The organism is Prevotella amnii DSM 23384 = JCM 14753 (genome assembly GCF_000378745.1).
Lineage (GTDB): Bacteria > Bacteroidota > Bacteroidia > Bacteroidales > Bacteroidaceae > Prevotella > Prevotella amnii.
This window is the reverse complement of record NZ_KB905296.1, coordinates 1-20,215: the sequence shown is the minus strand read 5'-3', so window position 1 is coordinate 20,215 and position 20,215 is coordinate 1. Positions and strand designations below refer to the sequence as shown.

The following is a 20,215-nucleotide window of genomic DNA, read 5'->3' as shown; positions in this document are numbered from 1 at the left end:
ATTCGCTATCAATGCCCATTGCCTCGCTTACTATGGAAAGCGATACTATTTCAAGGTCGCTAAATCTCGGAACGACGCCTGGGCGTGGAATATTACCTTGCTCATTTACTAAATCTTTTGAGAATAGCTTGCATATATCAAGGATTTTTACGAAATTTGTATATAAGTTGTGCATACTGATTTTATAACTTAATGTATTGAGCAATACTAAGTTACAAATAAATTCTTGTATGTACAACTTTTCTTTCATATAAATTTATCTATTATTTTAATTCCGCCAACGGGTAGAAAATATCTATTTTGATAAATAATTATATCTACATAAATAATGATTAGTTGCATTTTAATAAAAAAAGATATTATTTTTCTTGTTTATTAAAATAATAATATTAACTTTGCTGCAATTAAAGTATTTTTTTTAACAATTATAAAATTTATGAGTAAAAAAATATTATTGCTGCCTTAGTAGTTTGTTTAGCTTCTTGCAGCGTAGAAAAATCAGAACAATTCAGTTTCGTGGGTAGGCTGGGGACTTATGGTCTATGATTTTATGATTTGTCTATAATATAATAGCTTATGAAAACTTTTATAAAAAAATTGTTGCGTAATATATTGGTGGGCTATGTTGTTTTGACGGTAGGCTTCTATATAAAAAATGGTAATCTTATGAGATTAACAGAATTAGGGGTCCACTTATCATACCTTCTTTTTATTACAGTATATACTTATACCAGTCATTTTTATTTTTCTTCAGATAAGGGAGATAAAAAAGATGAATAAATCAAAAAAGAGAGTCAAGAGGTTAAACAAGTCTACTTGCCTCTCTTTTTCTTATATAATTGTTCAATGATTAAGTGAACATAAAAAAACAGGTCTTTTTTTATCAACCTTTTTATTATTATTTATGATAACTTTTTTATCCTATATTTGCCATTTACATAGATAATTTCTATATTTGCACATTGCAAACTTGTTGTGCAACTAATAAAACTATAATAGGATAATGTCCATATCAAAAACAAGACAAACCTTAGTGGATGTAGCACGCCAGCTATTTGCTAAAAATGGCATTGTTAACACCACTATGAACGATATTGCCAAAGCTTCAGGAAAGGGAAGACGCACGCTTTATACTTATTTTAAAAGTAAGGACGATGTGTATTATGCTGTTATTGAAGCAGAACTGGAACGATTATCTGATAAGCTTGATGAAGTTGCTACAAAAAATATTAAGCCACAAGATAAAATCATTGAGCTTATTTACACCCACCTTTCTATGATAAAAGAGACAGTTATCCGTAATGGTAACTTGCGAGCAGAATTTTTTAGAAATATCTGGATGGTAGAGCGTGTACGTAAAAAATTTGATGAAGACGAAATAGAGCTTTTCAAGAAAGTATATTTAGAGGCAAAAAATGATGATGAGTTTGATATAGATAATGTAGAATTAGTTGCTGAAATAACCCACTATTGTATAAAGGGTCTTGAAGTGCCTTTTATTTATGGACGTATTGGGCATGGATTAACAGAAGAAACAAGCAGACCTGTTGTTGCTAAAGTAGTGTATGGAGCTTTAGGTAAAGCTGGTATGAAGCAGAAAAAATCTTTAATAATAAATAAATAAAATAATAAAAGGAAATGAATTTATTAACAGGAAAGACAGCCCTTATTACTGGAGCTGCTCGTGGAATTGGTAAAGCTATTGCTTTAAAATTTGCACAAGAAGGTGCAAACATTGCGTTCACCGATTTGTTTATTGATGAAGAACATGGTGGTCTTGAAACAGAAAGAGAGATTAAGGCAATGGGCGTTAAGGTAAAAGGATATGCCAGTAATGCAGCTAACTTTGACGAAAGTGCAGAAGTAGTAGCTAAGATAAAGGAAGACTTTGGTAGCATAGATATACTTGTAAACAATGCTGGTATAACAAAAGATGGCTTAATGCTAAGAATGACAGAGCAGCAATGGGATGCCGTTATAGCCGTTAATCTTAAAAGTGCATTCAACTTTATTCACGCCTGTGTGCCTATTATGATGCGTCAACGTGGTGGCTCTATCATAAATATGGCAAGTGTAGTAGGGGTACATGGTAATGTAGGACAAGCTAACTATGCTGCTTCTAAAGCAGGAATGATAGCTTTAGCAAAGAGTGTTGCACAAGAAATGGGGCCTAAAGGTATACGTGCTAATGCTATTGCTCCAGGCTTTATTGATACTGCTATGACACAAGTATTATCAGAAGAGGTGCGCAAGGAGTGGGCTTCTAAGATTCCTTTGAGGCGTGGTGGTACTGTAGATGATATTGCTAACACAGCAGTATATTTAGCTTCAGACTTATCAAGCTATGTTTCTGGACAGGTTTTGCAGGTAGATGGTGGTATGAATATGTAATATAACCTCTATTAAATAAGGTGGTAACAGAAGAAAGTTGTTTATAAACAAAACTTCTGTTTCCACTTTTTTTTATAATATGAAAGTGGCTATTATCACATTATTTATTCATATAATAATAGAAAAACTATGAAGGTTATTTACGAAGATAATCACCTCATTATAGTATACAAAGAAGCTGGCGAAATAGTGCAAGGTGATAAAACGGGAGATCAGCCATTATCAGAAACGGTGAAACTTTGGATTAAAGATAAATATAATAAGCCTGGAAATGTTTTTCTTGGCATAGTACATAGGCTCGATAGGCCAGTGGCAGGACTTGTTATATTTGCTCGCACCTCAAAAGCACTTTCAAGACTAAATGATATGTTTCGCAATGGAAATATACACAAAACTTATTGGGCCATAGTGCAGCAACAACCACTTAAGCCAGAAGACACACTTACAGATTGGTTGATACGTAACACACAGCAGAACAAAAGTTATGCTTATAATATACCATTACCTACGGCAAAAAAATCGGTCTTACATTATAAAACCATAAATACTTCTAAACACTATACTCTTTTAGAGATTAATCTTATGACCGGTAGACATCACCAGATACGATGCCAATTGGCAAACATGGGTTGCCCCATTAAGGGCGACTTGAAATATGGAGCAGCACGCTCTAATCCTGATGGAAGTATATCTTTATTAAGTCATAAGATAGAGTTTATACACCCTGTATCTAAGAAGACTATAAGAATAGTTTCTCCTATACCTAATGACAATCTTTGGCAAGCTATTAATCCACACGACGAAGAAGAAGGAGTAATAGTAAAAGATAATGTCTAAAAGATCAATAACTATGAATATTTCATATAAGGAATGACAATATCTTTATTTATATGATAACTATTTATTTTTTATAATAAAAAACATAGTTTTTATATTATAAAAAGGTATAGCAAAAAAAGAAAAAATAACTTATTTTTATCTCATTTTTAATTTATTTTTTCATTAAAAATAGTCTATTTTTAGTATATAAACCTTGTTCATATCATAATAAGATATTAACCTTTTATGATCAATAGGTAATGTTATTATGCTGAAAATAAGTATAAATAAAAGAATATTTGTTGGTTAAAATTTTTCTTTTTCTTTTGTTGGAAAAGAAAAAAAATATATCTTTGTAGCATAATTACTATTACTAACTAATAATAAACAATCATCATCTACTATATCATGATGGTAATAATTACAAAAAGCTAAATGTGAGGAATTGTGTATATATAACATGATAAAAACTTTTTATTTCTTTCCTCACAGGGAGTAAATAAGCATAAGCATGCGATATGTAACGCTTATATTCTCTCCAAGCATTGTTAAAAACCTTATTTTTTACAACAAGGAAGAGTATAGAAAAGATGATATACTCTTCCGTTTTTATGTTTTAATGTTTCCTTTTAGAAAGTATCTTTGTAACTTTGCATAGTAATATGAGTTAATATACACATACGATAAGAAATATTTAGGTGTTAAGGTACTCTATAAAAAACATCAATGAAAATTACAAAATATAATAGTATTACTTAAATATGTTTTTTATATTACATTATATATGTAATGTGCAGCAATATGGTTGTAATAAAAATATAGGTGCAAGGTGTTATTTATGTACCTTATTTGTAATAGTATTGTCTTTTATCACAAATGGTTTAAGAGCTTCTTGCAAAAGAGAGCTTATGTTTAACGATACTCTTAAAGAAATTATTGTTACACCTCGTTTTGCTCAATATGAAATAATACCACCACAAAAACTAAAGGGTAAAGACCTTGAACGGTTAAATTCTCAGTCTATAGCAGATGCTTTACGTTATTTTACAGGACTTCAAATAAAAGACTATGGAGGGGTAGGCGGTATGAAAACAGTGAATATAAGAGCCTTAGGAAGTCAGCATGTAGGAATAGCTTATGATGGCATAATGCTTTCTAATGCACAGAATGGGCAGATAGACTTGGGACAGTTTTCGCTCGACAATGTAGATGAGATCACTATATATAATGGTCAGAAAAGCTATATCTTTCAGTCGGCAACCGACTTTGGTAATGCTGGCACTATATATATTCATACTCACTCTCCAGGATTCTTAAAAAACAAATGTTATAATCTAAAGGTTAAAACAAAATTTGGTTCAAGTAACACTTTTCGTTTTTCTACTATCTGGGAGCAGCGTATATTGCCTAATGTTTCTACCTCTTTAAATGCTGAGTTATTATCATCAAATGGTAAATATAAGTTTCATCATAATATTGTATCGTTAGATGGTTATACTACGCATGATACACTTGCTATTAGGCAGAATGGAGATATTCTTGCTGAACGTATAGAGATAAACATGTATGGACTTATTAAAAAAGGCTTCTGGAATGCTAAAGGATACTTTTATAATTCTTCACGTGGCATCCCTGGAGCTATTGTAGAAAATGTATGGCATAGGGGGGAGAGACAGTCAGATCTAAATTCTTTTTTTCAAGGACGTTTTCAGAAAGATATTACAAATAAATTTTCTACTAAAGTTTTAGCTAAATATGCTTTTTATTACACGCATTATCTTAATAAAGATCCTTATACTTTGCCCATAGATAATAAATATTGGCAGCAGGAAGCATATTTCTCAATAGCTAACATATATGAAATATTACCATCGTGGCATGCTTCGATAGCATACGATTTTAAGTGGAACAAATTAAATGCTAACACAGCATATTTTGCTTTTCCTACTCGAAACTCACACCTTACAAGTATAGCTACTTCTCTTGATATACATTACATAAAGGCGCAGGCATCTTTACTGATGACAAACATCGAGGATAAAGTAGATTTTAAGACCTTTAAAAAAGAAGATACTAAAACTTTTAGAAAGTTTTCTCCTGCTATTTTTCTTAATTTCCCTATTCTAACAAGAGAAGATAATATAAATAAAAAAAGAAGTATATTGCTTAATATTAATGCTTTTGCTAAACAACATTTCAGAATGCCCACATTTAATGATTTATATTATACTGATATAGGCAGTTCTGATCTAAAGCCTGAACGTGCTAATCAATATAATATAGGAGCTTCGTTCGATTATAATTGGTTACACTCATGGGCTAAAAATATACATCTGCGAATAGATACATATTATAATACCATTAATAACAAGATAGTAGCCTTTCCTAAAGGACAACAATTTCGGTGGACGATACTCAATCTTGGTAAGGTGGATATAAAAGGTTTGGATATATCTTCTGCTTTTACGTTTACAGCTAATCATAATATAGCTATGCCATTATTAATAACATCTCGTATTCAGTACACTTATCAGCAAGCAAAGGATATTACTTCTGTAACATCGTCTTTTTACAAAAACCAAATACCCTATATACCTAAACATAGTGGTTCGTTTGTTTTAAACTTAGATTATGCACATTTTTCAGTTAATTATAGTTTAATAGATACCGGGCAAAGATATAGTGGAAAAAACAACACAATATATACTCGTATGCATGCTTGGTTAACACACGATGCGAACATATCTTATTTCTTTAAATATAAAAAGATGGTGTGGAAAGTTATTGTAGAGGCAAATAATATCTTTAACCAACAATATGAGGTAGTAGACAATTATCCTATGCCAGGCTTTAATGGAAATATTGGCATACAAGTGGAGTTATAAAACATATATTTTAATTAATAATTTTAATGTTACTTTTTATGAAAAAAACAAGTATTCTTACAAACATCTGTATCCCTGCCAGAATATTAGGTTTGGCACTTACAGTTTGCACTTTATTTACAGTTACGTCATGTACTAATGATGACAACGGCTTAATACCCATAGGAAACGGTGAAGGTAACTATGGGCAGTTTCAAACAGAGGAAAAATATAACAATGAAACACAAGGTATGTTTATACTTTGTGAAGGAAATTACGGAAAGAATAATTCTACATTAGATTATCTAAACTTTACAACTGGGCTGTATTATCCTAATGTCTTTGAATCTGGATTTATGAAAGATAGTAAAAAAATGGGAGATACGGGTAATGATATTAAATATTATAAGGGTAAACTTTGGATAGTTATTAATGCTTCTAACAAAGTAATAGTAGTTAATCCTGTTAATGGAAAAATAGAAAAAGAGATAAATAATATAATAAATGGGCGCCATTTAGTGTATTATAACGGATTTGTATATGTTAGTGCATACTATAATGCTAAATTTAATAAGGTTATAAGCAAGGGAACTGTTTATAAAATAAATGCAGATGATTATACTATAACAGGTCAAGTAGAAGTAGGTTATCAACCAGAAAATATGGATATTGTTAAGGACAGACTCTATGTTGCAAATAGCGGAGGGTATAATGGAGGCAATGATATAGGTTACGACCATACTATAAGTGTAATAGATATTAATACTTTCAAAGTAATAAAAACTATAGATGTAAAATCTGTGAATCTTAATGAATTAAAAGCAGATAAAAATGGTAATCTTTGGGTTACTTCTCAAGGTAAATACGATCCTACAACGTATAGTATGGTAGGTGCTAATATTACAGAAATATCTACAGAAGGTGAAATACTTAATCATTTTGATGTTTCTGCAGCTAATTTGGTTATTAATGATAATAATCTTTATTATACTGTTTCTTTATCTAAACAGCCTGTTCAGCTTAATGTTATAGACACAAATACAGGGAAAATAATTGAAAAGAATTTATTAAAGAACAATTCTCCATCTCAGCTTCCTATTACAACTTGTGCAGTTGCTATTAATCCTTCAAATAAAAATATTTATCTTGCTGATGCAAAAGATTATATCTCCGCAGGTGAAATATTTGTATATGATAAAAACGGTAAATATCTTTCAACAATAAAAAATAATCTAATAGGTATTACCCCTGCTCATATATGCTTTATCCCCTAATAAAGTATAAGCAATAGAGCAGTGCTGATACAAACAAAAAAACAGTGGTAGTATATAGCGTTAAAAGCAATAACTTCCACTGTTTTTTTATATAATACTATTAGTATATACTATAATATAAAGCCTTATAACGGACTAACAAACAAAAAAGTACGAATAAGAGCATAAGACCCAATGCCAGATAAATAACCAACTAAGGCTATCCAGCTAATCTTTTTCATATACCAGCCAAAGGTAATCTTCTCTAATCCCATCACAACTACTCCTGCTGCACTTCCTATAATTAGCATAGAGCCACCCACACCTGCACAATAAGCTAATAATTGCCAGAAGATACCATCTACAGCCATATCGCCTGTTACTGTAACAGGATACATACCCATACTGCCTGCTACTAAAGGAACATTATCTATAATAGAGGATAGAGCTCCTATTATACCAGTTACAGCATAGTGATTTCCATTAAAGGTTATATTTAATCCCTTACCTACTTGCTCTAAAGCACCAATTTCTTCAAGGCAAGCAACAGCCATTAATATACCTAAGAAAAATAATATTGTAGACATATCTATGCGTCTTAACAAATTACTTACACGCTTAGCAAAGTCTTCACTGCCACCTATCTTTTTATATAAGCGATAGTATAAAACCTCTGTAACCGACCATAGCAATCCTAAAACACATAAAATACCCATGAAAGGAGGCAATCCGGTAAAAGTATGAAAGACTGGTACAAGACATAAGCCACCTACACCTATGGCAAAGATTAATTTTCTTTGAAAACCGCCAAACTCTTTTTCACTTTCATTTTCTTCGCCAATGTTTAAAGATACATCAGTTGCTATTTTACCTTTAAGCATAAACTGAAGTATTAAAGCTGGAATAACCATAGATAAAAGAGATGGGATAAAAATCTCACTTATAACTCCTGCAGCTGTAATAAGACCTTTATTCCATAACATAATAGTAGTAACATCGCCTATAGGTGAAAAAGCTCCGCCAGAATTAGCCGCTATAATGATTAATGAAGCATAAACCATTCTGTCTTCATGGGACTTAATGAGTTTTCGTAAAATCATAATCATTACAATACTTGTAGTAAGATTATCTAATATAGCTGAAAGAAAGAATGTCATAAAAGCTATTTTCCACATCAGACCACGTTTCGATTTAGATCTCATGACATTTTTTACCCAATTGAAACCGCCGTTTTGATCAACTACTTCTACAATAGTCATGGCTCCCATAAGAAAAAATAAGGTAGTAGCTGTGTCGCCAAGATGTTCTACTATAACCTTATTCGCTAATGACATTACAGAATGGGCTGTAATGTTAATATCTGGGTGCATTGTTAAAAGAAACTTAGATGGATCTACCATAAATAGGACCCAACAGACTACAAACATTAATAATGCAATAGCTGCTTTGTTTATCTTAGTTAAACTTTCTACAGCAATGAGTGCATATCCTAAAATGAAAACAATAATAATAAAAAGTGAAAGTGTTGTCATAAATTACATAAAAACTTTATTTTGGCGCAAAGATACACAAAAGAAAATACAAGACTTCTAAAATGAAGATAAAAATTAAGTTTCTAACTTTTTTTTTCCAATAATTTTATAGTACATTTGTAACAAAAAGATAATATAAAGGAAAGGTATAGCTTTACTTTTATTGACAGCTTATATGTTTTTAAATTGATTTTTATATCATAATCAGCTTGTTTAAAATAACTTTTCTTTAATCCTAAATTGAACTACAATGGCAGAAAATAAACGCAAAAGAATGGAAGAACTTGTTCTATGTTTGAACAATGCTTCTGATGCCTATTATAATGGTAAAGGTGAAATTATGACCGACTTTGAGTGGGATGCGGCTTTCGATGAATTAAAAAAAATAGAAAAAGAACTCGGAATAATACTTCCCAGCTCACCTACAAATAATGTTAGTGCTGATAATATAACGGGGAAAAAAGAGGAACACGAATACCCAGCCTTGTCTTTAGCGAAAACAAAAAGTGAAGAAGTTCTTGTAAAGTGGGCTGCAAATCGTCCTATATGGCTCTCATGGAAATTAGATGGATTAACACTTGTAGTAACCTATGATGAGGGAAAACTTACGAAAGTAGTAACACGTGGTAACGGACATATAGGTACAAATATAACTCACTTAGCTTCGGCTATAAAAGGAATATTACCAACAATAAACACTAAAGAGCACCTTGTTATACGCGGAGAAGCTGTTATCAGTTATGCCGATTTTGAAATCTTTAATATGGAATCAGAAGAAGAATATGCTAATCCTCGCAATCTTGCTTCAGGATCGCTTACGCTAAAAGATATTAATGAGGTGAAATCGCGGCATTTACAATGGAAGCCTTTTACGTTGGTACATTGCGATCGGACTATTATTTCGTGGGGTGAGCGTATGTCTTTCCTTGATAGTTTAGGATTTAACACTGTAGAGCGAGAGTTTATAGCTATCCCCTCTATAAAAAATATAGAAGATGTAATAGCAGCATGGACTCAACGCGTTACTGATAGTGCAAGAAAAGACAAGCAGCCTTACCCTGTAGATGGGTTAGTTATTACTTATGATGATACAGATTATGCAGCAACAGGATCGGTAACAGGGCATCATGCTACACGTGCAGGATTAGCTTTTAAATGGCAAGATGAAAGCATGGAGACGGAACTAAAATTTATCGAATGGTCATGTGCTACATCTACTATATCGCCAGTGGCTGTATTTGCCCCAGTTGAGATAGAAGGAACTATTGTAAAGCGTGCTAGTCTGTGTAATATTTCTGAGTGTGAGCGTTTAGGTATAGGTGATGCCGGAACAAAAATAATGGTAATAAAAGCAAATAAAATTATCCCAAAGGTTATTTGTGTTTCAAAGCGTATAGGCAGTTTTCTAATCCCCTCTGTTTGTCCTGTATGTCAGTGTCCAACGGAGATAGTAGAAAATGAAAAAAGTGGAACTCGTACTCTTCACTGCACTAATCACTATTGTCCAGCTAAACAACTTAAGAAGTTAGCTCGATTTGTATCAAAGGAAGGGGTAAACATAGATGGATTGTCAGAACAAACTATGCAAAAGTTTATAAATCTGGGTTGGGTAAAAGAGTATTCTGATATATTTCAATTAAAGAAAAAAGAAAAAGAGTTAAAACAAATAGAGGGTTTTGGTACTAAAAGTTGTGAAAACCTGTTTTCCGCGATAGAAAAATCACGTATTGTAGAAGCAAAACAATTACTATATGCTTTAAGTATCCCTTTAATAGGTAAAGATGTATGTAATCGCTTACTTTCTACTTATTCTTTAGAAGAACTTATAAGCATGAGTCGTCCCACAACTATTGCTTCACAGCAATTATTATTTAATGAGGCTTATGCGGATACAGAAACGATATTTTCAACAATAGCAGGCATTGGACCTGAAAAGAGTACAAGTTTTGTACGATGGATGAGAGATGAAAACAATTATACTCAACTTCAACATCTTTTACAAGAACTTACCATTAAACAAACAACTACAGAGATAAAGGGAAAATCTTGTAAAGGTTTAACCTTTGTGATAACAGGTGATGTGTATCATTATAAAAATCGTAATGAATTAAAAGCATACATAGAAAGTGAAGGAGGAAAAGTTACTGGTAGTGTTTCTAAAAATACTAACTACCTTATTAATAATGATACAGAAAGCATATCTAATAAAAATAAAAAAGCTAAAGAGCTCAATATTCCTATAATTTCAGAAGACGATTTCATATCTCTTTTTAATAAATAAAACAAAAGCCTTATATAGTATGTTATTGTTGTATTTATATTAAATGTTTGTAGTAAAGTTTTTATTTTCTTTTATTATTTGTATATTTGCATTTATGATAAAAAAATATATAAAGTTATGAGTCAGATAAACAATCATTTGGTAATAATGGCAGGAGGAGTGGGAAGTAGGTTTTGGCCAATGAGCACATCTGATTATCCCAAACAGTTTATAGATGTTTTAGGTGTTGGTAAATCATTATTGCAGCTTACACTTGATCGTTTTAAAGACATAATGCTTTTGGATAATGTTTGGGTTGTAACTAATGAAAGATATGTAGATATAGTTCGTACGCAATTGCCTGAAATTTCTCAGAATCATATCTTAAGCGAGCCATGTCGTCGTAACACAGCACCTTGTATAGCTTATGTAAGTTGGCGTATAAAGAAAGAAAACCCTAAGGCAAATATAGTTATAACTCCCAGTGATCATATTGTAACAAATCCTACAGAGTTTAAACGTGTAATAAATAATTGCTTAGAGTTTACGGCACAGTCGGACGCTATAGTAACTTTAGGTATGAAACCAACACGCCCTGAAACAGGATATGGTTATATTAAGGCAGATCTTAGTTCGTTTTCAGCTCGTAATAAAGAGGTTTTTCGTGTCGACCAATTTAGGGAAAAGCCAAGTTTAGAGACTGCTAAAAAGTATATTAGTCAGAACAATTTCTTTTGGAATGCTGGTATTTTTGTATGGAGTGCTTCTACGATTATTAATGCTTTTCGCATTTATCAGCCTGCTACAGCTCTTTTATTTGAGAGAATTATAAATGTTTTAGGTACACCATTAGAGCAAGAAACAATTAATGAAATTTATCCAGAGTGTGAGAATATATCGGTTGATTATGCTATAATGGAAAAAGCAGAGGAGATTTTTGTTCATCCTGCAGACTTTGGTTGGAGCGATCTTGGTACATGGGGCTCATTGTTGGCTCAAACTCCTCATGACCTTTATGGAAACACGCTTATAGGTCCTAATGTGCAGGTATTTGATACAAATAATACTATAGTGCATACCTCAGATGAAAAAAAAGTAATTATACAAGGATTAGATGGCTATATAGTAGCTGAGAAGAATAACACATTACTTATATGTAAATTATCTGAAGAACAAAAGATCAGGCAGTTTTCTGGTGAAAACTAAACGTTTTAGTAAATAGTACAAAGTGAATAGAAAGATTAAAAACATGAATGTGTTTTGGCACGAATTTACTAAATAACAGAAAGAATAAGATAATTTTATAGGAATCATTATAAAAGCGGATTGTTTTTTAGGAAGATGTACTTTATTTTGAGTTAATAAATTAATAGTATGGAACCATTGGCTGAGAGAATGCGTCCACGCAGTTTAGATCAATATATAGGGCAAAAACATTTAGTGGGTAAAAATGGTGTATTGAGGAGAATGATAGAATCGAAACATATCTCTTCTTTTATACTTTGGGGGCCTCCGGGTGTCGGAAAAACCACTTTAGCACAGATAATAGCAAATATGTTAGAAACGCCTTTTTATTCAGTTTCGGCAGTAACAAGTGGCGTAAAGGAAGTGCGTGAAGTAATAGAAAGAGCCAAAGGTAATCGTTTTTTTTCTACTAATTCACCAATTATTTTTATAGATGAGATACATCGCTTTTCACGAGCTCAACAAGACTCTTTGCTTGATGCTGTAGAAAAAGGTATAGTAACTCTTATTGGAGCAACGACGGAGAATCCTTCTTTTGAGGTTATTACTCCTCTCTTATCGCGTTGCCAAATCTATACATTGAAAAGCTTAGAAGATGATGACCTCTTATCATTATTATATCGTGCCATAAAGGAAGATGGTGAGCTAAAGAAGCGTAATATTGAAATTGTGGAAACATGCGCTATTTTGCGCTATAGTGGAGGTGATGCACGTAAGTTGCTTAATATATTAGACCTTATTGTTTCTTCAACACTGGAAGATAATATAAAAATAACAGACGAAATTGTGGAAAATCAATTATTGCAGCCTGTTTTATCTTATGATAAAGCTGGAGATATGCATTATGATATTATTTCGGCATTTATAAAGTCAATACGTGGTAGCGATCCTGATGCTGCAATTTATTGGTTAGCGCGAATGATAGAAGGAGGAGAAGACCCCAAATTCATAGCTCGTAGATTAGTTATTTGTGCAGCAGAAGATATAGGATTAGCTAATCCTAATGCTCTTCTGATAGCAAATGCTGCCTTTGATATTGTTATAAAGATAGGATGGCCAGAGGGTAGAATACCTTTGGCAGAGGCTACTATATATCTGGCTACATCTCAAAAAAGTAATTCTGCATATTTAGCTATAAATGAAGCTATTGCCGAAGTAAATAAAAGTGGTAATGTGCCAGTTCCTCTCCATCTTCGTAATGCGCCTACCAAATTAATGAAAGATATAGGATATAAAAAAGGTTATAAGTATCCTCATGATTATCAGAATAATTTTGTGTTGCAACAATATCTTCCTGATACTTTAATAGATAAACATTTTTGGCATGCACAGCACTCTCCAATGGAAGAAAAGTTATATCAGCGTATGTTACAAGTGTGGGGAAAACGCTATGAATGACGATATTTAATTTGTGGTATAAAAATATATTATTTTCAAGGGAATTGTAGTTTAAAAATTGTTCTTTTGGAAAATATGTCTATAGATGTTTTATTTTGTCTAAATTTATTTGTATTTTTGCCATATAGTAGTAAGTTGTTTTGATGTATTTTTCTTTATTATGACTGGCTAAAGTTAATACTTTGGTAATTTGTTTTATTATGTTTAATGAAAATAGTCAGGTATAGAATAAGTCATATAAATAAAAAAAGAGTGGAGATGAAACCTATTTTTGTAGCAGGCCCATGTGTTATAGAAAGTTTTGAGCTTCTTTGTCAAGTGGCAGAAGAGTTAGTTCGTTTAAATAACAAATATAAAGTAAATATTATTTTTAAAGCAAGTTTTGATAAGGCAAATCGTACAAGTTTAAGTTCTTTTAGAGGTCCTGGATTAAGCAAAGGTTTGTCCATGTTAAGAGAAATAAAGCAACAATATGGGTTAAAGATTCTTACAGATATTCACGAAAGCTATCAAGCAGATATTGTAGGTGAAATTGTAGATGTTATTCAGATACCAGCTTTTCTTTGTAGACAGACAGATTTACTTGTAGCTGCATCTAAAACTGGGAAGATTATTAATATAAAAAAGGCACAATTTTTAAGTGGTAAGGATATGAAATATCCTGTCCAGAAATGTTTAGAGAGTGGTGCTAAGGAAGTTTGGCTTACAGAACGTGGTAATAGTTTTGGTTATAATAATTTGGTAGTAGATTTTCGTAATATTTATGACATGAAAGAAATAGTACCAATAGTTATTATGGATTGCACGCATAGTGTACAGCGCCCTAGTGCAGGTGAAGGAAAAACTATAGGTGATCGTAAATTTGTACCTGCTATGGCTATAGCTGCAAAAGCTTTTGGGGCAACTGGTTATTTTTTTGAAGTTCATCCAGATCCAGATAAAGGTTTATCAGATGCTGCTAATATGTTAGAGTTAGATAAGTTAGATGGGTTAATAGGCAAATTAATATGATAGTTGAAGAAAATAAAATAGAAAAAGTAAGGTCTTATGCTATTCAATGTATTAAGGAAGAGGCTGAAGCTACATTAGCTTTAATAAATCAGCTTGATGATAATTTTGATAAAGCAGTAAAGCTAATTTATGATTGTAAAGGTAAGGTTATAGTAACCGGGGTGGGCAAGAGTGGAAATATTGGTGCAAAAATAGCAGCAACATTATCATCTACAGGTACTCCTGCTTTCTTTGTAAATCCATTAGATGCTTATCATGGGGATTTAGGAGTAATGACTAAAGATGATGTTGTACTTGCCCTTTCTAACTCAGGTCAAACAGATGAGTTGTTACGTTTTATCCCCATTCTTTTACAAATGACAGTGCCGATTATAGGTATTAGTGCTAATACAGATTCTTTATTGGCAAAATATAGTACTGTACATATTAAGGTTTGGGTAGAAAAAGAAGCTTGTCCACTTAATCTTGCACCAACAAGTTCTACTACAGCGGCTCTTGTTATGGGAGATGCGTTAGCTGTAGCTTTAATGAGGGTACGCAATTTTAAGCCGAAAGATTTTGCACAGTTTCACCCTGGTGGATCTTTAGGTAAGCGCTTACTTACAACGGCACAAGATGTGATGCAGGCAGAAAGTTTGCCTATTATTCCTAAAGAAATGCATCTTGGCGACGCTATTATACATGTTAGTAAAGGTAAATTAGGGTTAGGGGTTTCTCTTGATAAAGATAATAAGGTTATAGGTTTAATTACTGATGGCGATATTCGCCGCGCAATGGAACAATGGCAAGCTGAATTCTTTGATAAAACGGTAGAGGATATAATGACAAAAGAGCCTAAGTCGGTATTACCTATTACTAAAATTGCAGATATTCAAGCTACTATGCAAAAATATAAGATTCATACAGTATTAGTGTGTGATGCTAATAAACACTTATTAGGAATTGTTGATCATTATAGATGTATGGTTTAATGTTAAATGTCTTTTAATATTCAGAGATTGTACATTAAATAAAAAATGAAAAACATGTAAAGTATATGTATAAAAGAGATGTTTTTATAATATTTTCTATTGTTTTAATGTCTTTATTTTTCTTACCAGAAAGTAAAGCAACGATACTTTCTAAAGAGAGAGCAGACTCTTTAATAGCATTTCAATTAAGGAAAAAAGGGGTGCATTTTACGAAAAACAATTCTGTAGTATTGCTGAAAAATGGTAAAGAAAAATTTGAAGATTTATTTAAAGCAATAGAACAAGCGAGGTCAAGTATACATTTAGAATATTTTAATTTCCGTAATGACTCTATTAATAACGAACTTATTAAGCGCCTAGCTATTAAAGCTAAAGAAGGTGTTGAGGTTAGAGCTGTATTTGATGGATTTGGTAATGCAAGTAATAATAGTCCTATAAAAAGAGCTGATATTAAGAAAATTAGAAGTATGGGGATTGAAATATATAATTTTAAGCCTCTTAGGTTTCCTTGGTTTCATTGTATATTTAATCGTGATCACCGTAAAATAGTAATAATAGATGGTAAAGTTGCTTACACGGGAGGAATGAATGTAGCTGATTATTATATAAAAGGCACAAAATTAGTTGGTTCATGGCATGATATGCATTGTAGAATAGAGGGAGACGAGGTTAATACTCTTCAAAGGATTTTTTTCAAAATGTGGTATCTTGTTACGGGACAAAAGCTGCATGGGGCTAAATATTTTAGAGGAATAACTAATGCAGAATATATAAAAGGGTTAAAGCCTGATACTAGTGCATCTGTAGGTAAAAAGATGGTTTGTATTATTAATAGAGAGCCACATATAACAAATGATATTATTCGTTATTTTTATATTAATGCTATAAATGATGCGCAAGATAGTATAAAAATTATAAATCCATATTTCACATTAAGTAGAAAATTAAAGAAAGCTTTAAAAAATGCTGTTAGACGTGGGGTTAAAGTAGAAATAATGCTTAGTGTTAAGAGTGATATACCTCTTACTCCTGATTGTGGCTTTTATAACGCTCACAAATTAATGAAAGCAGGTTGTACCGTATGGCTTTATAAAAAAGGTTTTCATCATACTAAAATAATTATGGTTGATGGACAATTTGGTACAATAGGTTCGGCCAATCTTAATGCTCGTAGCTTGAGGTGGGATAGAGAAGAGAATGCTGTAATAATAGACTCTTGTATAACTAAAGAACTTGATACTTTATTTGATGAACAAAAAAAGAATAGCTTTATTTTAACACCTAAGAATTGGGAAACATGGCGCTCTCATTGGCAGCGATTTAAGGGGTGGTTTGCTTATTTATTATCCCCTTTTCTTTAAGTATTAGTTATCTTTTGAAATGATATTATTGTTGTCAGGTAAAAATTTTATATATTTATAAGTATGTGTATAAAGAAGAAAATAACATTTTTGTTTATTATACTGATATATTTATGTTATATGCAAACTATAAGGGGGGAATCTATATGTATTAATAAAGATAAAGACTTATACCTATTAAATATGTTTGCAAAGGTTAATGCTATAAATAGTAATACTAATGAATATATGTATAAATCAAATGCAGCTTTAGTTTCTGAAACTAAGTTAGATTGTGCCAAAATGGTTTTTTCTTTACCTGGTATGCGTTTTATGCAAAAAATACGAACTAAAAAGCCTGTTAATAAAATTACTGTTAAAAGATTGCCTGTAGGACTTGTATGGAATGATAAAAGAAAGTTAATAGAGGGATATATAAATAAAGAAGGACAGTATTCTTATAGTATTTGTATAGAAGATAATGGTAAGATATATAGTGAAAATATAAATCTCATAGTATCTAATAAATTGCAGATGCCAGTTCCATTTATGGGTTGGTTATCATGGAATTCAGTGCAGAATGAAGTGTCTGAAGATATAGTAAGAAAAGTTGTGCAAATATTTAAGGCTAAAGGACTTTATGCATGTGGGTGGAAAACTATTATGCTTGATGATCTATGGCAGGCAAACGAACGTCAGCCAGATGGCACACCAAAAGCAGATGAGAAAAGATTTCCAAATGGTATTAAGGCTTTATCTAATTATATTCATAAGGAAGGAATGAAGTTTGGCTTATATACAGATGTAGCAGAATTAACATGTGCTAATGCTTTTGGCTCTTTGGGGTATGAGGATATAGATGCAAAAACGTACGCAGACTGGAAAGTTGATATTGTTAAATGCGATTATTGTCATGCTCCAAGTGATCTATTAACAGCTAAAAAACGTTATAAAGATATTTATGAAGCATTTAAAAGAGCAGGCAATAATACAGTGTTATATATATGTGAGTGGGGAGAACGTGAACCTTGGAAATGGGGTGCAGAGATAGGGGGAAGATGTTGGCGTGTATCTCAAGATGTAAGAGATTGTTGGACAGGAAAAGGAAATGGTGAGGGAGTGGTGCAAAGCATTAGAGATATGAAGCATTTATCAACATATCAGGGCGTAAATCGTTTTAATGATGCAGATATGTTATGTACAGGTTTGCATGCAACAGGTAAATCTTCAAATGATTTATGTGGTGGAAAAGGACCAGGAATGACACAAGATGAGTATCGTACTCAGTTCGCTTTATGGTGTATGTGGTCTTCTCCTATGGTGTTATCTTTTGATCCAAGATTAAAAACATTTACAAAAGATGATTATGCTATATTGACAAATAAAGATTTGATTGCACTTGATCAGGATCCTATGGGGCAGCAAGCGGATTTGATATCAGAAGATAACGATATGGTTGTTTTTGCTAAAGATTGTGCAAATGGAGATATTGCCATTTCTGTTACTAATATGTCAGATAGAGATAGGGACTTTACATTCGATTTTTCTAAAATACCAGCACTTGATGTTTATAAGTCATATCATGTTCGTGATCTATGGACTCAATCTATGTTAGCAAAGAAAGTGACTTCTTTATTAACTACAAAAGTTGCGAGTCATGCTACAAAAGTGTTTCGTCTTTCAGAAGATTAGTTTTTTGTTGCTTAAGGAGAAAATATATGAATAAAAGGATATATGTGTTTTATAGATTGAGGAAAAATTAATATAAAGGTTTTTATTCACTAATTATAATTAAAAAAATTGGTTGGTATATTGTTTATATATATATTTGTAACCTAATGAGAAGAATATTTTTCATAATACTATTAATGTTGAGTATATCAATATATGCACAACAAAATGTAACAACAAGTGCAAATGATACTGCGCTAGTAAGACCTATAGAGTCTTCACAGTTACGCGGAATACGTGAGGCAACTGTGGAGGAAAAGGTGTTCGCTAAACAGTTAGCATATCAAATAGAAGAACAAAGGCAGGTGGATAATACTTTACCTATTGTAGATGTAAATAGTCAAGCAATTACATATAATGATATTTATTATCCCATATGGACTAATAGGTTGTGGAGATTACATCCAGGTTTAAATATCAATTTAGGTGCATCAGCTTTCTATAATATGGGTAAAGGATATTTTAATGGTGGAGGCTTCTCTCAAGATGTTTCAATTCAATATGTAACTAACATTTCACCAAAACTCACAATAAGTTTAGGTGGCTATCTTAATCATATTACTTATAAAGGGGATAATTATTTTGTAGGAGGTGTAAACGCTATGTTAGGATATCGTTTAGATGATCATTGGAGTGCATATGCCTTTGTACAAAAGGCTTTCACAAGCAATAATATAATATTTGGATATAATAATTACTATCAGCCTTATATTGGGCAATATAGATGTATGGGAACTATTGCTGGGTATGGGTATGCAGGATTAGGTTATGGCATAATAGATTCTCGATATATGGATCGTATTGGTGGGGGTATTACTTACCAGTGGGGTAGTAATAATCAAAATACAATTTCTATAAATGTAGAGTTTGATCGTTTACCTGATTATAGAAATAATTTCTATAATATACAGCGCTATGATTATCCCACATATTAATAACAATAGAGGCAAATATTATAGTTATTTATTGTTGTATAATAAAATAACCATTCTTATATTATAGTTGTGTTTTTTATAAAAACGGGTAATCAAAAAAGTATATTATTCGTGAGAAGTGCCATGCATAATTTTCAAGCTTAATAAAAGTTTTAGCAGATAATAATATAATGTACATAGTAGCTATATTTTTTGGGTCAGTCCTAAAATCCAGTTGCAAGCCCTCTCCTCTCAGGCACATAATTTCATAAGTATTTGTTATCTTTGCATCATGAAGAATCACCAATTATTACGTTGCATCTTTCCAGATGTACTTGCCGACTACTTTGATGTTGTCGATATTCAAGAGAGTGTTTCGCAGATTGACTTTTGGCTTGACGAGCGTAACTTTATGGAAAAGTCAGACCATAAGTTAGGCACTGTAAGCAGTTATGGTTTTACCAGCGAGCGTGTTATTCAGGACTT

Annotated in this window: 15 protein-coding genes and 2 pseudogenes; 15 read left to right on the top strand and 2 right to left on the bottom strand. The window is 32.0% G+C overall.

Translation table 11 applies throughout. The features are described 5' to 3' along the window. Positions 1-250 (bottom strand): annotated as a pseudogene (locus F596_RS11575) (IS982 family transposase); the annotation flags it as partial. Positions 251-576: 326 nt separating this feature from the next. Here F596_RS11575 and F596_RS0108705 point away from each other — a divergent pair. The 6 genes from F596_RS0108705 to F596_RS0108670 all read left to right on the top strand — a co-directional run bounded on the left by F596_RS0108705 (position 577) and on the right by F596_RS0108670 (position 7,348). Further along, entirely contained in the window at positions 577-780 is a 204-nt protein-coding gene (locus F596_RS0108705) for a hypothetical protein (protein WP_019036647.1), read from the top strand. A gap of 223 nt (positions 781-1,003) precedes the next feature. After that, complete coding sequence (locus tag F596_RS0108700) at positions 1,004-1,624, top strand: TetR/AcrR family transcriptional regulator (RefSeq protein ID WP_008449435.1); 621 nt, start codon at positions 1,004-1,006, stop codon at positions 1,622-1,624. 14 nt (positions 1,625-1,638) lie between these two features. Beyond that, the gene (fabG, locus tag F596_RS0108695; protein ID WP_019036646.1) at positions 1,639-2,391 is read left to right on the top strand and encodes a 3-oxoacyl-[acyl-carrier-protein] reductase; all 753 of its coding nucleotides are present in this window, start codon (positions 1,639-1,641) and stop codon (positions 2,389-2,391) included. A 129-nt stretch (positions 2,392-2,520) separates the two neighbouring features. After that, on the top strand, positions 2,521-3,228 hold the full coding sequence (locus F596_RS0108690) for an RluA family pseudouridine synthase (RefSeq protein ID WP_019036645.1): 708 nt from the start codon (positions 2,521-2,523) through the stop codon (positions 3,226-3,228). Positions 3,229-3,971: 743 nt separating this feature from the next. After that, on the top strand, positions 3,972-6,095 hold the full coding sequence (locus F596_RS0108675; RefSeq protein ID WP_019036643.1) for a TonB-dependent receptor: 2,124 nt from the start codon (positions 3,972-3,974) through the stop codon (positions 6,093-6,095). Between the two features lie 38 nt (positions 6,096-6,133). Next, a complete protein-coding gene (locus tag F596_RS0108670) occupies positions 6,134-7,348 on the top strand; it encodes a YncE family protein (RefSeq protein ID WP_024992727.1) in 1,215 nt (404 codons plus the stop codon). Between the two features lie 125 nt (positions 7,349-7,473). Here the strand turns inward: F596_RS0108670 and nhaD are convergent, their stop codons facing one another. Beyond that, entirely contained in the window at positions 7,474-8,859 is a 1,386-nt protein-coding gene (gene nhaD, locus F596_RS0108665) for a sodium:proton antiporter NhaD (protein WP_019036641.1), read from the bottom strand. Positions 8,860-9,109: 250 nt separating this feature from the next. Between nhaD and ligA the strand changes: the two genes are divergently transcribed. The 9 genes and pseudogenes from ligA to F596_RS11025 form a co-directional block, all read left to right on the top strand. Beyond that, the gene (gene ligA, locus F596_RS0108660) at positions 9,110-11,140 is read left to right on the top strand and encodes an NAD-dependent DNA ligase LigA (RefSeq protein ID WP_019036640.1); all 2,031 of its coding nucleotides are present in this window, start codon (positions 9,110-9,112) and stop codon (positions 11,138-11,140) included. A gap of 117 nt (positions 11,141-11,257) precedes the next feature. Beyond that, positions 11,258-12,325 (top strand): mannose-1-phosphate guanylyltransferase, encoded by a 1,068-nt coding sequence (locus tag F596_RS0108655; protein WP_008449443.1) that lies wholly within the window; start codon positions 11,258-11,260, stop codon positions 12,323-12,325. Between the two features lie 168 nt (positions 12,326-12,493). Continuing rightward, complete coding sequence (locus tag F596_RS0108650; protein WP_024992728.1) at positions 12,494-13,762, top strand: replication-associated recombination protein A; 1,269 nt, start codon at positions 12,494-12,496, stop codon at positions 13,760-13,762. Between the two features lie 258 nt (positions 13,763-14,020). Further along, the gene (gene kdsA, locus F596_RS0108645) at positions 14,021-14,773 is read left to right on the top strand and encodes a 3-deoxy-8-phosphooctulonate synthase (RefSeq protein WP_008449406.1); all 753 of its coding nucleotides are present in this window, start codon (positions 14,021-14,023) and stop codon (positions 14,771-14,773) included. Further along, complete coding sequence (locus F596_RS0108640) at positions 14,770-15,744, top strand: KpsF/GutQ family sugar-phosphate isomerase (protein ID WP_008449418.1); 975 nt, start codon at positions 14,770-14,772, stop codon at positions 15,742-15,744. Before kdsA ends, F596_RS0108640 begins: the two co-directional genes overlap by 4 nt. A gap of 65 nt (positions 15,745-15,809) precedes the next feature. Then, positions 15,810-17,105, top strand: a complete 1,296-nt coding sequence (locus tag F596_RS0108635) for a phospholipase D-like domain-containing protein (protein WP_019036637.1) — start codon at positions 15,810-15,812, stop codon at positions 17,103-17,105. A gap of 183 nt (positions 17,106-17,288) precedes the next feature. Next, positions 17,289-18,776, top strand: coding sequence for a glycoside hydrolase family 27 protein (locus F596_RS0108630; protein ID WP_202899244.1), 1,488 nt, complete (start codon positions 17,289-17,291; stop codon positions 18,774-18,776). 146 nt (positions 18,777-18,922) lie between these two features. Continuing rightward, the gene (locus F596_RS0108625) at positions 18,923-19,750 is read left to right on the top strand and encodes a hypothetical protein (protein ID WP_024992729.1); all 828 of its coding nucleotides are present in this window, start codon (positions 18,923-18,925) and stop codon (positions 19,748-19,750) included. Between the two features lie 271 nt (positions 19,751-20,021). Next, a pseudogene (locus tag F596_RS11025) lies at positions 20,022-20,215 on the top strand (ISAon1 family transposase N-terminal region protein); the annotation flags it as partial.

Coding starts and splice junctions, on each gene's coding strand:
- F596_RS0108705 (WP_019036647.1), top strand. CDS start 577: ATGAAAACTTTTATAAAAAAATTGTTGCGTAATATATTGGTGGGCTAT.
- F596_RS0108700 (WP_008449435.1), top strand. CDS start 1,004: ATGTCCATATCAAAAACAAGACAAACCTTAGTGGATGTAGCACGCCAG.
- fabG (WP_019036646.1), top strand. CDS start 1,639: ATGAATTTATTAACAGGAAAGACAGCCCTTATTACTGGAGCTGCTCGT.
- F596_RS0108690 (WP_019036645.1), top strand. CDS start 2,521: ATGAAGGTTATTTACGAAGATAATCACCTCATTATAGTATACAAAGAA.
- F596_RS0108675 (WP_019036643.1), top strand. CDS start 3,972: ATGTTTTTTATATTACATTATATATGTAATGTGCAGCAATATGGTTGT.
- F596_RS0108670 (WP_024992727.1), top strand. CDS start 6,134: ATGAAAAAAACAAGTATTCTTACAAACATCTGTATCCCTGCCAGAATA.
- nhaD (WP_019036641.1), bottom strand. CDS start 8,859: ATGACAACACTTTCACTTTTTATTATTATTGTTTTCATTTTAGGATAT.
- ligA (WP_019036640.1), top strand. CDS start 9,110: ATGGCAGAAAATAAACGCAAAAGAATGGAAGAACTTGTTCTATGTTTG.
- F596_RS0108655 (WP_008449443.1), top strand. CDS start 11,258: ATGAGTCAGATAAACAATCATTTGGTAATAATGGCAGGAGGAGTGGGA.
- F596_RS0108650 (WP_024992728.1), top strand. CDS start 12,494: ATGGAACCATTGGCTGAGAGAATGCGTCCACGCAGTTTAGATCAATAT.
- kdsA (WP_008449406.1), top strand. CDS start 14,021: ATGAAACCTATTTTTGTAGCAGGCCCATGTGTTATAGAAAGTTTTGAG.
- F596_RS0108640 (WP_008449418.1), top strand. CDS start 14,770: ATGATAGTTGAAGAAAATAAAATAGAAAAAGTAAGGTCTTATGCTATT.
- F596_RS0108635 (WP_019036637.1), top strand. CDS start 15,810: ATGTATAAAAGAGATGTTTTTATAATATTTTCTATTGTTTTAATGTCT.
- F596_RS0108630 (WP_202899244.1), top strand. CDS start 17,289: ATGTTTGCAAAGGTTAATGCTATAAATAGTAATACTAATGAATATATG.
- F596_RS0108625 (WP_024992729.1), top strand. CDS start 18,923: ATGAGAAGAATATTTTTCATAATACTATTAATGTTGAGTATATCAATA.